General features: G+C 62.9%; 15 protein-coding genes. 1 reads left to right on the top strand and 14 read right to left on the bottom strand.

Annotated elements, in window-relative coordinates:
- Positions 1 to 68 precede the first annotated feature (68 nt).
- On the top strand, positions 69 to 1349 hold the full coding sequence (locus AC3IX1_RS08570) for an OmpP1/FadL family transporter (RefSeq protein WP_489387845.1): 1281 nt from the start codon (positions 69 to 71) through the stop codon (positions 1347 to 1349).
- Between the two features lie 88 nt (positions 1350 to 1437).
- Here AC3IX1_RS08570 and AC3IX1_RS08565 read toward each other — a convergent pair whose 3' ends face one another.
- The 14 genes from AC3IX1_RS08565 to cobO form a co-directional block, all read right to left on the bottom strand.
- Complete coding sequence (locus tag AC3IX1_RS08565) at positions 1438 to 1989, bottom strand: glutathione peroxidase (RefSeq protein ID WP_489387844.1); 552 nt, start codon at positions 1987 to 1989, stop codon at positions 1438 to 1440.
- A gap of 54 nt (positions 1990 to 2043) precedes the next feature.
- Positions 2044 to 2166, bottom strand: coding sequence for a hypothetical protein (locus AC3IX1_RS08560; protein ID WP_007977581.1), 123 nt, complete (start codon positions 2164 to 2166; stop codon positions 2044 to 2046).
- Positions 2163 to 3371, bottom strand: coding sequence for an MFS transporter (locus tag AC3IX1_RS08555; RefSeq protein ID WP_046037618.1), 1209 nt, complete (start codon positions 3369 to 3371; stop codon positions 2163 to 2165). The genes AC3IX1_RS08560 and AC3IX1_RS08555 overlap by 4 nt, the downstream gene beginning before the upstream one ends.
- A 52-nt stretch (positions 3372 to 3423) precedes the next feature.
- The gene (locus AC3IX1_RS08550; protein ID WP_046037619.1) at positions 3424 to 3828 is read right to left on the bottom strand and encodes a MarR family winged helix-turn-helix transcriptional regulator; all 405 of its coding nucleotides are present in this window, start codon (positions 3826 to 3828) and stop codon (positions 3424 to 3426) included.
- Between the two features lie 56 nt (positions 3829 to 3884).
- Positions 3885 to 4616 (bottom strand): adenosylcobinamide-GDP ribazoletransferase, encoded by a 732-nt coding sequence (locus tag AC3IX1_RS08545; RefSeq protein ID WP_489387843.1) that lies wholly within the window; start codon positions 4614 to 4616, stop codon positions 3885 to 3887.
- Between the two features lie 2 nt (positions 4617 to 4618).
- Positions 4619 to 5194, bottom strand: a complete 576-nt coding sequence (gene cobC / locus AC3IX1_RS08540) for an alpha-ribazole phosphatase family protein (RefSeq protein WP_489387842.1) — start codon at positions 5192 to 5194, stop codon at positions 4619 to 4621.
- Positions 5191 to 6246, bottom strand: a complete 1056-nt coding sequence (gene cobT / locus AC3IX1_RS08535) for a nicotinate-nucleotide--dimethylbenzimidazole phosphoribosyltransferase (RefSeq protein ID WP_489387841.1) — start codon at positions 6244 to 6246, stop codon at positions 5191 to 5193. The genes cobC and cobT overlap by 4 nt, the downstream gene beginning before the upstream one ends.
- A complete protein-coding gene (gene cobU, locus AC3IX1_RS08530; protein WP_489387840.1) occupies positions 6243 to 6764 on the bottom strand; it encodes a bifunctional adenosylcobinamide kinase/adenosylcobinamide-phosphate guanylyltransferase in 522 nt (173 codons plus the stop codon). The genes cobT and cobU overlap by 4 nt, the downstream gene beginning before the upstream one ends.
- Before the next feature lie 148 nt (positions 6765 to 6912).
- Complete coding sequence (locus tag AC3IX1_RS08525; protein ID WP_489387839.1) at positions 6913 to 8364, bottom strand: cobyric acid synthase; 1452 nt, start codon at positions 8362 to 8364, stop codon at positions 6913 to 6915.
- Positions 8361 to 9353, bottom strand: a complete 993-nt coding sequence (cobD, locus tag AC3IX1_RS08520) for a threonine-phosphate decarboxylase CobD (protein WP_489387838.1) — start codon at positions 9351 to 9353, stop codon at positions 8361 to 8363. Before cobD ends, AC3IX1_RS08525 begins: the two co-directional genes overlap by 4 nt.
- Positions 9346 to 10254: an adenosylcobinamide-phosphate synthase CbiB gene (gene cbiB, locus AC3IX1_RS08515; protein WP_046037626.1), complete on the bottom strand. Its 909-nt coding sequence runs from the start codon at positions 10252 to 10254 to the stop codon at positions 9346 to 9348. The genes cobD and cbiB overlap by 8 nt, the downstream gene beginning before the upstream one ends.
- Positions 10251 to 10901 (bottom strand): 5,6-dimethylbenzimidazole synthase, encoded by a 651-nt coding sequence (bluB, locus tag AC3IX1_RS08510; RefSeq protein ID WP_489387837.1) that lies wholly within the window; start codon positions 10899 to 10901, stop codon positions 10251 to 10253. Before bluB ends, cbiB begins: the two co-directional genes overlap by 4 nt.
- A complete protein-coding gene (locus AC3IX1_RS08505; protein ID WP_489387836.1) occupies positions 10898 to 12268 on the bottom strand; it encodes a cobyrinic acid a,c-diamide synthase CobB in 1371 nt (456 codons plus the stop codon). The genes bluB and AC3IX1_RS08505 overlap by 4 nt, the downstream gene beginning before the upstream one ends.
- Complete coding sequence (gene cobO / locus AC3IX1_RS08500; RefSeq protein WP_008017892.1) at positions 12265 to 12876, bottom strand: cob(I)yrinic acid a,c-diamide adenosyltransferase; 612 nt, start codon at positions 12874 to 12876, stop codon at positions 12265 to 12267. The genes AC3IX1_RS08505 and cobO overlap by 4 nt, the downstream gene beginning before the upstream one ends.
- Positions 12877 to 12954: the final 78 nt, after the last annotated feature.

Genomic DNA, 12954 nt, shown 5'->3' with positions numbered 1-12954 from the left:
TACAGCCTATGGCGCCGGGACGAAAATGTTGGTAATTTTCGCCCCGGTGATCACCAGGAATTCTAATAATGAAAAAAGTAATGCTCAAAACCACCCTTAGCCTCGCCGTCGCCATGGCATCCACGCACATCTTCGCAAGTGGCTTTGCCCTTAACGAACAAAGCATCAGCGGGATGGGGACAGGGTTTGCCGGGCGCTCTTCTTCTGCCGACGACGCATCCACCATTTTTGGCAACCCTGCCGGCATGTCGCGCATCAAGCGCGAACAAGTCACCGGCGGTGTTGCGATGATCGACGCACACACTGACATCAGCCACGCAAGCTCCTCCCCGAACAACCGTGGCAGCAATGACGGCGACATGGTTCCGTTCATCGCCGTGCCCATGGGTTACTACGTCAAGCCAATCGACGACCATTGGGCCTTCGGTATTGGCATATACGCCCCGTTCGGCCTGGTAACCGACTACGAAAACGGCTTTGAGGGTCGTTACTTCGGCAGCAAGAGCGAAGTCAAGATCGTCACCGTGCAACCGACTGTCAGCTACGCCTTCAACGACAAGGTTTCCATCGGTTTCGGCCCGACCATCAACCGCATCGACGGCACCTTGGAATCGAACATAACGGCCTTGCCGACCTTAACGAATTTGCCCGATGGTCAAGTCAAGATCAAGGGTGACGACACCGCCCTGGGCTACAACATCGGCGTGCTGGTCCAAGCCACCGACAGCACCCGTGTCGGCCTGACCTACCACTCGAAAGTGAAGTACAAGCTCGAGGGTGACACCAAGGTCAACTACAACCTGCTGGGCCTGGTCGGCCAGAATCCGAGCCAGAAATACGACGCTTCGCTGGATGTGACCACGCCCGAATCGGTGGACTTTTCGGTCACTCACCAGCTCGACGACAAGTGGACTCTTTACGCCGGCAGCACCTGGACCCGTTGGAGCCGCCTGAAAGAAATCACCGTTGAAAACAAAGGTGTTCCGGCTGTTCTGAACGGCCAGTTCGGTACCATCACCGAAGAACAGAACTGGCACGACACCTGGGCTCACGCCCTCGGCGCGTCCTACCAGTTGAACAAGCAATGGGTACTGCGTACCGGCCTGTCCGTTGACCAGGCACCGACCAACAACGTCGACCGTTCCCCACGCATCCCGACTGGCGATCGCACGATTTTCAGCGTGGGCGCCGGCTGGAGTCCGACCGACGACCTGACCATCGACCTGGCGTACTCGTACCTGCGCGAGGAATCGGTCAAGGTCAACGGCGACGACCATGGCCAGACCTACAATGCCAAGTATGACAACTACGCGAACGGTTTCGGTCTCGGTGCGACCTATCGCTTCTGATGATTCCCGGCGAGCCTGAACCGCTCGCCATCGGAATCAAAAAAGCCCCGCTCTCTTCACAGAGGCGGGGCTTTTTAGTGAGTGCGGATCAAGGTTGTGAAGCCAGGGCTTGCTCCACCGCTGCAATGAACTCGGGATCATCGGGCTTGGTCAGGCTGGAAAAGTTGGCGATCACCTTGCCTTGGCGGTCCACCACATACTTGTAGAAATTCCACTTCGGCGCGCTGCTTTGACTGGCGAGGACCTTGAACAAATGCGTCGCATCGTCGCCACGAACCTTTTGCGGCTCGGTCATGGTGAAGGTCACGCCGTAGTTGGCATAGCACACCTTCGCAGTCTCTGCGCTGTCCCTGGACTCCTGCTTGAAGTCGTTGGAAGGTACACCCAATATTTCCAGCCCTTGCCCCTTGTAGCGCTGATTGAGAGCCTCAAGGCCCTCGAACTGCGGGGCGAAGCCGCAGAAACTTGCGGTGTTGACCACCACCAACGGTTTACCGGCGAAGCGCTGGCACAGGTCGATGGACTCCTTGGCTCGCAATTTCGGCAGCGAGCCCTGCAGCACTTTCGGACAATCAGCGGCCCAGGTCAGTCCGGACAACGCCATCAGCAACGCGGGAACGGCACACCAGCGTTTGAGCATATCGAGCATCCTTGAGCAATCGTCAAACCCGACGTTACTCGCCATCAACGCTCACTAGCAAGCACCCATGCCCAACTGCATCAGCGCCAGCCCGCCCTGATGCCAGCCCCACCACGACAACGCCAGCAATAAGGCGCAGACAGCGGCTACAGCGATCCGCGGCCAAAGACTGTTCATATCGCACTCATTTGTGATTGCAGACGCTCTACCGGCCGCTCACGCACCGGCCAGTTGAGGGCAGCGGCCAACAGACTCAAGAGAATCGCCACTTGCCAGATCAAGTCATAACTCCCGGTTCGGTCATACACCACGCCACCCAGCCAGCCGCCCAGGAACGAACCGAGTTGGTGAAACAGGAAAACAATCCCACCGAGCATGGACAGGTTTCGCACACCAAACAAGGTCGCCACCGTGCCGTTGGTCAATGGCACCGTCGACAGCCACAGGAATCCCATGGCCATGCCGAACAGGTAAGCCGTGGTGGTCGTCACCGGCGCCCACAGGAACAATGCGATGACCACCGCCCGCAACAAGTACAGACCGGTGAGCAAACGCGGCTTGGACATGCGCCCGCCGAGCCATCCAGCGGTGTAGGTGCCGAAGATGTTGAACAGGCCGATCAGCGCCAGCACCGTGGTGCCGACCGTCGCCGGAAGATGTTGATCCACCAGATAGGCCGGCAAGTGCACGCCGATGAACACCACCTGGAATCCGCACACGAAAAAGCCGAACGCCAGCAGCCAGAATCCTGAGTGAGAGCAGGCTTCGCGCAGCGCTTCGCCAAGGGTTTGTTCGTGGCCCAGGACAGGCAGCGGCTTGTCCTTGAGCATACTCACCAGCGGCACGATCAGCGCCACCAGCAAGCCCAGCGCCAGCAGCGCCGCGGACCAGCCAAGCCATCCGATCAAACCGAGCGTGCCGGGCAACATAGCGAACTGGCCGAACGAGCCGGCCGCACTGGCGATCCCCATGCCCATGCTGCGCTTTTCCGGCGGCACCGCGCGGCCGACCACCCCCAAAATCACCGAGAACGACGTACCGGACAGTCCGATGCCGATCAGCAGGCCGGCGCTCAGGGACAAGGTCATCGCCGAGTCGGAGAGCCCCATGCAGATCAGCCCGGCCGCGTACAGAACGCCACCGATCAGCACCACTTTCGCCGCGCCGAAGCGGTCGGCCAGGGCGCCGGTGAATGGCTGAGCGAGACCCCAGATCAGGTTCTGCAGGGCGATGGCGAAGGCAAAGACTTCACGGCCCCAGCCGAACTCGGCGCTCATCGGCGCCAGAAACAGCCCGAAGCCATGGCGAACGCCCAACGACAACGCAAGGATCAGCGCACTCCCCAACAGAACCCAGCCACATGTACGCCACATCGATGTCATTGTTGTTCTCCGGTAGCGGGTATATACCCGCTTATGATCGGAAAAACCGGCGTCACGCCAGCTCGTCCAGCAGCTTCAATAAGGTTTCGCGCTTCTCGGCGCCCAGGCGATCGATCAAGCGTTGCTGCGCGGCTTCCCAGGCCGGCAAGGCAGCCTTGAGGCGTTCTGCCCCGGCCTCGGTCAGCAGGACGATGCGGTTGCGCATGTCCTCGCCCTCGACCAGCGTCACCAGGCCGTCACCCTCCAGCACCCGCAAATTGCGCCCCAGGGTGCTGCGATCCAGGCCCATGGCCTCGGCCAGGGTCGAGATACTCGGCTGATCCAGACGCTGCAGATTGCACAGCAAAGAATACTGCGCAACGTTGATCCCGAAGCCGTCGAGAGCGCCGTCGTAGTGCCTGCTGACGCCACGGGCGGCGCGACGCAGGTTGATGCATAAACATTGGGAGTCGAGCATGGTGCGTGTATATACCCGCGAGTCGGTTAAATCAAGTTACAGAACCGGAATAACAGTTAAAACAGCGCCAAGCCTACCAGCACTGCAACTTCCAGCAACTCCAGCATCGCGCCCGCCGTGTCACCCGTCGTGCCGCCCAGGCGCCGCAACATCACCTGGCGCAGCCAGACAAACCCCAGCGCCGCTAACACCACCGCCACCACACCACTTAAACCGGCGATCAACACACAGGCCAGTGCGCTGACCGCCAACACCTGTTTGCCCGTCGAACGCGGAAGATGGTCGGCCAATGCCTGGCCCAGGCCACCGGCGCGCACATAGGGCGTAGTCAGGAACAAGCCGAGCAATGCGCTGCGACCGATCAACGGCACGATGATCAATGCCAGTGAATGCGGCTGCTCGATCAACGCCAGCAGCGCGGTGAACTTGAGCAGCAACACCAGCACCAGCGTCACCACGGCGATCGGCCCGCTGCGCGGGTCTTTCATGATGGTCAGCGTACGCTCGCGGTCGCCAAAACCACCGAGCCAGGCATCGGCGCTGTCCGCCAGGCCATCCAGGTGCAGCCCGCCGCTGAGCAGCACCCAAAGGCTCAGCAACAGCGCCGCGTGCAACAAGGTCGGCGTGCCGAGCAACAGCCAGTTGACTGCCCACAGAATCACGCCAAAGAGCAATCCCACCAACGGATAAAACAGCAGCGACCGCCCCAGTTCCCGGGGCTCAGGCATACCGGGCAGGCGAATCGGCAGGCTGCTGAGAAATTGCAGGGCGATCCAGAATGGCAACATGGTCAGAGCACTTCCTTCAACACGCCCGCAGGCTCCACCGTCAGCGAAAACAGCGCGCCATGCCCGACCTGAACGTTGAGCAGTTGCTCCCGCGGCAGCCCGCGCGCCTGTGCCAGCAACAGACGCATCACACCGCCATGGCTGATCAGCAAAATGCGCTCACCGGCACAGGTCGCGTGCAAACGCTCCAGTGCTGCCAGCACCCGTGCCGAAAAGTCTGCAACCGGCTCCCCCCGAGGCGGCGTGAACGAATAAGGGTCGGCCCAGAACAAGCCCAGGGCCTGCGCGTCGGTCTCCATCAAGGCCGCCGCGCTCTGCCCTTCCCAGGCGCCGAAATGCAACTCTTGCAGGTCCTTGTCCAGTTGCACCGGCACACCCAGTTGCGCACCGAGCTCCTCGGCAAACCGTGCGCAACGCTGCAAGGGTGAACTGACCAGCCGGTCCCACGGGCCTTGCCCGATCACGGCGGCGCGCATCTGCGCCCAGCCCGTGTCGGTCAACGCATCATCGATGCTGCCGCGCAGGCCGCCGCCGAGTTCGGTTTCACCGTGACGCAACAGATCCACGCGCAAGGTCATGCCGGACGATCTGCCACGGCGGCTTCGGCGAAGGTCGCCATCTGCCCGTGCAGGTCGCAAGCCAGGCGCAGCAGCGGCACAGCCAACGCCGCGCCACTGCCTTCGCCCAGTCGCAGGCCGAGGTCGAGCAAGGGTTGCGCATTCAGGGTTTCCAGCACGTGACGATGCCCCGGCTCGGCACCGCGATGACCGAACAACAACCACTGACGGCAATCAGGATTCAAACGCACCGCAACCAGCGCCGCGACACTGCAAATGAAGCCGTCCACCAACACCGCGACACCCTCCTGGGCACAGGCGAGATAGGCACCAACCAGCGCGGCGATCTCGAAACCGCCGAGGTTGAACAGGGTCTGCAAGGCATCGCCGCGCTGCGCGCCATGCAATGCCAGGGCGCGCTCGATCACCTGGGCCTTGTGGCTGACACCTTCGGCATTGAGCCCGGTGCCAGGCCCGGTCAAATGCACCACCGGGCAATCGAGCAGCGCGCACGCCAGGGCGCTGGCGGCGGTGGTGTTACCGATGCCCATTTCGCCACCGATAAACAACTGTGCACCGCTGGCAACTGCCCGCTGCACGCTGTCACGGCCGGCCTGCAAGGCGAGTTGCCCCTGGGCTTCGGTCATGGCCGGTCCCTGTACAAAATTTGCCGTGCCCGGGCCGACGTTCAGGTGACGCACCCCCGGCAGGTCCAGCGACGGCGTCACCGTGCCAAGGTCAACCACCTCGAGGGAAGCGCCCAGTTGCCGCGCCAATACGCTGATCGCCGCACCACCGCTGACGAAGTTGAGCAGCATCTGCCCGGTCACTTCCTGGGGAAACGCCGACACGCCCTCGGCGACGACGCCGTGGTCACCGGCAAAAATCGCGATCCACACCTGCTCCAGACTCGGCTTGACCCGCCCCTGCAAACCCGCCAGTTGCACCGCCAGCGCTTCCAGCTGGCCGAGGGAGCCGGCCGGCTTGGTCAGTTGCTGTTGCCGCGCCTGTGCCTGTTCGACCACTTGGCTATCGACCGGCTTGCACGGGTTCAGCCACCAGGATTGAGTCATAACGCAGTTCCTTTCAGAGTCAGGGGCAGGCCGGCGACAGTCAGGACGACACGCTGACAACGCTCAGCCAGAGCTTGATGCAGCCAACCGGCTTCATCGACATAGCGGCGAGTCAATTCGCCCAGCGGCACGACACCCATTCCAGTCTCGTTGCTGACAAAAATGATTTCACCCGGCAGCGACGCCAGGCAGTCCAGCAAGGCATCACGCTCGGCTTGCAAGCGCTCGGCATCGTCGAGCATCAGCAGATTGGTCAGCCACAGGGTCAGGCAATCCACCAGCAGGCAGCGGTCGATACGGGCGGATTCGCGCAGCACCCGGGCCAGCTCCACTGGTTCTTCGATCAATGCCCATTCGGCAGGACGACGGGCGCGGTGATGGGCTACCCGTTCGCTCATTTCTCCGTCCAGTGGCTGGCTGGTAGCGATGTAGATCACGGCCAGGGCGCTGTCGATGGCGAGTTTTTCAGCCAGGCGACTCTTGCCGGAGCGGGCGCCGCCGAGGATCAGTTGGAGCATTGCTTATTCCTTAAAATCTTCAGTGAAGCGACTGGCCTCTTCGCGGGCAAGCCCGCTCCCACAGGGTTGCGAGGTGTACTCAAATTTCATGATCAAACCAAATCTCTGTGGGAGCGGGCTTGCCCGCGATGAGGCCATGACAGACGCCTCAAATCCCGCAGAGCTGCCGCAACAACCCGGTATCCAGATGCGTCTCCACCAGATCCGCCAGCCGCTCGATATCGCGCTCGCGCAAGCCGTGATAATCCACGGCCTGCACCTCCTGCAACCCGGCCCAGCGCAACAGCGCACTGCACGCCGCCGGCGATTCGAACAGCCCGTGCAGGTAGGTGCCGAAAATCTGCCCATCAGCACTTTGCGCACCATCACAGCGGCCGTCATCCAGCTGCACAGCGGCGTTTTCCAGGGCCGGACCGGTAGTCACGCCGGCATGAATTTCATAACCCGCCACCGGCGCATCTTCCAGTGCCAGACGACCACGCACATTGCGCAACTGCTTCTCTTGTTCGAGCTGAGTCTGGAACGCCAGCAGCCCCAAGCCGGCGCTGGAACCCGGCGCACCTTCCAGACCCAGCGGATCATGCACCTGCTCACCGAGCATCTGCAGGCCGCCACAGATCCCCAGCAGCTTCCCGCCGTAACGCAGATGCCGGGCAATGGCGGTGTCCCAGCCGTTGGCCCGCAGGTACGCGAGGTCACTGCGTACACTTTTCGAGCCAGGAAGAATGATCAGGTCGGCAGGCGGAATCGCCTGGCCGGGGCCGATGAATTGCAGGTCCACTTGCGGATGCAGGCGCAACGGATCGAAATCGGTGTGATTGCTGATGCGCGGCAGCACCGGCACCACCACCTTGAGCACCTGTTCGGCTTTGTCGGTCTGGCGTTGATCGATGCCGTCCTCGGCCTCCAGGTGCAGGTCCATCACGTACGGCAGCACGCCGATCACCGGTTTGCCGGTGCGCTCTTCGAGCCAGTCGAGACCGGGTTGCAGCAACGCGATGTCGCCACGAAAACGATTGATGACGAAGCCTTTGACCCGCGCCTGTTCGCTCGGCGACAGCAGTTCGAGGGTGCCTACCAGGTGAGCGAAAACGCCGCCGCGATTGATATCGGCGATCAGCAGCACCGGGCAATCCACCGCTTCGGCGAAGCCCATGTTGGCGATGTCGCCGGCCCGCAGATTGATTTCCGCCGGCGAGCCTGCACCCTCGACCATCACCAGCGGATACGCTGCACTCAAGCGCTCGTGGGAGGCCAGTACCGCTTGCATGGCGATGGTTTTGTAGTCGTGATAGGCGACGGCATTCATGGTCGTGACAGCGCGGCCATGGATGATCACCTGGGCACCGGTGTCACTGTTGGGCTTGAGCAACACCGGGTTCATGTCGGTGTGCGGCTCAAGGTGCGCGGCTTGGGCCTGTACCGCCTGGGCGCGGCCGATCTCGCCACCGTCGGCGGTCACCGCACTGTTGAGGGCCATGTTCTGCGGCTTGAACGGCACCACCCTGACGCCTTGGCGCGTAGCCCAACGGCACAGCGCGGTGACCAGCGTGCTTTTACCGGCATCCGATGTGGTGCCCTGCACCATCAGCGTGGTCATTGGTTTTCCTTGGCGAAATCGTCGAACGCCTGCGCCAGTCGTACCCAGCCGGCTTCGTCACCGGGCAAGCCGAATCGCAGGCTGCTGTTGTGCGTGAACAACCGCAGGAGAATGCCGCGCCGGGCCATGAACTCATGCAGTGCTTCGGCGCGCTCGGTGATCAGCCATTGGAACAGCGCACAGCCGCCCTGGGGCTCGAAGCCGTGTTGCGCCAGCAACGACGCAAGGCGCTCGCTGGCCTCTTCGGTGCGCACCCGTTGCGCCGTTTGCGCCTCGGTATCGCGCAGGCAGGCCTGGCCCACGACCCGGGTTGCCCCGCTCACGGCCCACGGCCCCACTTGTTCTGCCAGCAACTTGAGCAACTTGCGCTCGGCCAGCACAAACCCCAGGCGCACACCGGCCAGGCCGAAAAACTTGCCGAAGGAGCGCAAGACGATCAATCCGACCTGATGGGCAAACGGCGCCAGGCTCAGTTGCGGCGTGTTATCCATGAACGCTTCGTCCACCACCAGCCAGCCACCGCGCTGGGCCAGTCGCGTGTGCCAGTCGAGCAGGCGACTGGGGGTGAGGCTCAGGCCCGTGGGGTTGTTCGGATTGACCACCACCAGCACGTCGAAACTGTCGATAAAGAAGTCGACTTCCTGCTCCAGCACTTCACGCACGATGTAGCCGTTGCGACGCCACGCTTCGGCGTGCTCTGCGTAACAGGGTGACAGCACGCCGACCTTGCCCGCCCGACGCAATCGCGGCAGCAGTTGAATCGCCATTTGCGAGCCGGCCACCGGCAAGGCCTGCAAGGTGCCGTAGTAATCACAGGCGGCCTGCTCCAGACCGTCGTCCGACTCCGGCAAACGGGCCCAGGCCCGCAGCGGAATATTCGGCACCGGGAACGGCCAGGGCGCAAGGCCCGTGGACAAGTCCAGCCAGTCGGCTTCATCTATGCCGTATTCGAGCGCCGCTTTGCGCAGTCGCCCACCGTGCTCAAGCATAAAATTCGGCCCCCAGGCAGAGAATCAGCAGCCATAACCATACCCCGCGCTGGACCAATTGCCAGCCCCGGTCAATGGAGTCGGCGTCGGCCGGTACCCCTTCGCCCAACTGCGGACGCTGATGCAGTTCGCCGTGATAAATCGCCGCCCCACCCAATTCGACGCCAAGGGCACCCGCCCCTGCCGCCATCACCGGGCCGGCGTTCGGGCTGTCCCAGGTCGGCCCTTGGGTGCGCCAGCACTTCAACGCCAGCCGGGTTTTGCCCAGCAACGCGTAAGTCAGTGCCACCAGGCGCGCAGGAATGTAATTGAGCACGTCGTCGACCTTCGCTGCCGCCCAGCCGAACCGTTCGAAACGTTCATTGCGATAACCCCACATCGCATCCAGCGTATTGCTCAGGCGGTAGAGCACCACGCCCGGCGCGCCTGCCACGGCAAACCAGAACAACGCCGCGAACACCGCATCGCTGCCGTTTTCCAGTACCGATTCGGTAGCGGCACGGGCGACCTCGGTTTCATCCAGTTCGCTGGTCTGGCGACTGACCAGATAGCTCACCCGCGTGCGCGCCGCCTCCAGGTCATTACTGCGCAGGGCCTTGGCCACAGGCGTGACGTGCTCACCGAGGCTGCGCATGCCAAGGGCGCAATAGAGCGCGAGAATCTCGACGATCCAGCCGACATAAGGCGCCCAGGAAAATGCCGTGGCCAACAATGTCAGCGGCAACACGGCAATCACCCATGCGGTGACGCCATGACTGCGCCAGCCGCGACCGCCGCCGTTGAAACGTTGCTCGATGCGCTCGGCAAAACGGCCGAACGCCACCAGCGGATGCCAGCGTTTGGGCTCGCCCAGCAGCGCATCCAGCGCAACCGCGGCGACACTCAACAACGCCACACTCATTGACTCACTCCCCAATAATTTTCGTACAGCAATTCATGTAGCGGACGCGCCTGTGCCCAGCCTTCGAGCACCAGCATCGGCGCCGGGTAGAACTCTTTGACCGGTCCCAGGCACAGCACCGCCAGCGGTTTTGCTCCCGGCGGCAATCTCAACAAGTCCGCCAGTGCCTGGGGCTCGAACAGCGACACCCAGCCCATGCCCAGTCCTTCGGCGCGGGACGCCAGCCACAGGTTCTGGATGGCACAGGACAGCGAAGCCATATCCATTTCCGGCAAGGTGCGGCGGCCGAAGATATGCTGCTCGCGGTCGTCCATCAGCGCGGCAACCAGTACCTCGGCGCAATCGCCGATGCCTTCGACCTTGAGCTTCATGAACTCATCGCTGCGCTCGCCGAGGGCTTCGGCGGTGCGGATGCGTTCTTCTTCCACAAGTGCCTGGATTTGCCCGCGCAAGGCGCGATCACTGATGCGGATGAAGCGCCAGGGCTGCATCAGGCCGACACTGGGGGCCTGGTGTGCGGCTTCGAGCAGGCGCCGCAGCAATTCAGGCTCGACGGTGCCGCCACTGAAGTGGCGCATGTCGCGGCGTTCGGCGATGGCGCGATAGACCGCTGCGCGTTCGGCTTCGGAAAATGCGTTGTCCGTCATGGCCTCTTCGCGAGCAGGCTCGCTCCCACAGGAGTCAGGTGATCCATTATGGAAGCGATGACGGTCTCAAGGTCCGGGGCAAACAGCGCGGCAATCGCCGAGGGGTTCGACGGAAAATAAAAGTGCACATAAGAAGCGGTCATCCGCCCCTCACGGTAGACCGCCTCCGCTCCGCGCCCGCCGTTAGGGCTCAAGCCCCGGGCAATCGGCGCCAGTTCAGTGGTGGTCAACGAATGGTGATAGGTGTGCCCGCGCAGCGAACCTTCCGGCAAATCCACCGCCTGCAACGCCAACGCCGCCAGACGCTTTTGCATCACCGCATCACCGGCCAGCAAGCCAACAAGTTCGGCGCGAGCGCCCTCGACATCGGTCAGGGAATCGAGCAGATACAGCATGCCGCCACACTCGGCGAGCAAGGGTTTGCCTGCCTGGTGGTGGGCGCGGATGGCATCGAGCATCGCAGTGTTTTGCGCCAGCGCAACATGGTGCAGCTCCGGGTAACCACCCGGCAGATACAGGCTGTCCGCCTCCGGCAACGCTCGGTCGCGGATCGGCGAGAAGAACGACAACTCGGCACCCATCGTCCGCAGCAGATCCAGGCTCGCGCCGTAGGTGAACGCAAAGGCTTCATCCCGGGCGACGGCAATGCGCACACCGGCCAGCAGCGGTTCGGCCGCGATGACATCAGGCGCGGCGAACTCGACCGCCGGCGGCAGCGCGACCTCGCAACTGCTGGCCAGGGCATCGGCGGCCGCATCGAGGCGCAGGTCGAGATCGTTCAACTCACTGGCCTGCACCAGCCCCAGGTGCCGGCTCGGCAATTCGATCCCGGTTTCCCGGGACAGCGCGCCGTACCAGCGCAAACCTTCAGTCAGGCTGCCTTCGAGCAGTTGCGCATGGCGCAGCGTGCCGACACGATTGGCCAGCACGCCGGCGAACGGCAGGTCCGGCTGATAACGCGCCAGCCCCAGGGCCAATGCGCCGAAGGTCTGGGCCATGGCGGTGCCATCGATCACACCCAGCACCGGCACACCGAAATGCCGCGCCAGATCGGCGCTCGACGGCGTACCGTCGAACAGTCCCATGACGCCTTCGATCAGGATCAGATCCGCTTCAGCAGCGGCTTCCCACAACAACCGGCGACTCTCCTGCTCACCGACCATCCACATGTCCAGTTGATACACCGGCGCACCGCTGGCGCGCTCGAGGATCATCGGATCGAGAAAGTCGGGGCCGCACTTGAACACGCGAACCTTGCGCCCCTGATTGCGATGCAATCGGGCCAGTGCCGCGGTGACGGTGGTCTTGCCCTGGCCAGAGGCCGGCGCGGCAATCAGTACCGCCGGGCAATGACGAGGCTGGTTCACAGTTCGACGCCTTTCTGCGCTTTGATCCCGGCTTGGAAGGCGTGTTTGATCACGCCCATTTCGGTGACGGTGTCGGCCATCTCGATCATTTCCGGCTTGGCGGCACGACCGGTAACCACCACGTGTTGCATCGGTGGCCGGGACTGCAAGTCGCTGAGCACCTGATCGAGATCGAGGTAGCCGTGCTTGAGGGCGATGTTCAGCTCATCCAGCACCACCAGACCGATGGAAGGATCGCGCAGCAGTTGCTGTGACACCGCCCAGGCGGCTTCGGCGGCGGCGATGTCGCGCTGGCGGTCCTGGGTTTCCCAGGTAAAACCTTCGCCCATCACGTGAAAGCGCACCTGCTCGGGAAAGCGCCGGAAGAACAACTCTTCGCCCGTGCTGTTGCGGCCCTTGATGAACTGCACCACGCCGCACTGCATGCCGTGCCCCATGGCGCGGGCAAGCATGCCGAAAGCCGAACTGCTCTTGCCCTTGCCGTTGCCGGTCAGCACCAGCAGCAGGCCGCATTCGTTCGGGGAATTGGCGATGCGCTCGTCGATCACGGCTTTTTTGCGCTGCATGCGCGCCAGGTGGCGTTCGTCACGATCGGGGGTATCAGTCATGGGGGAGCTCTCCGTTGAGGCAGGAATAACGGCGGGCAGGCACAAGAATAGAAGGCAACAAGCCTGGCATCGCCCACC

The sequence above is a fragment of the Pseudomonas sp. KH_046_2 genome, assembly GCF_057838985.1.
The sequence above is the reverse complement of the archived record's forward strand: the minus strand, read 5'-3'. Positions and strand labels throughout refer to the sequence as shown.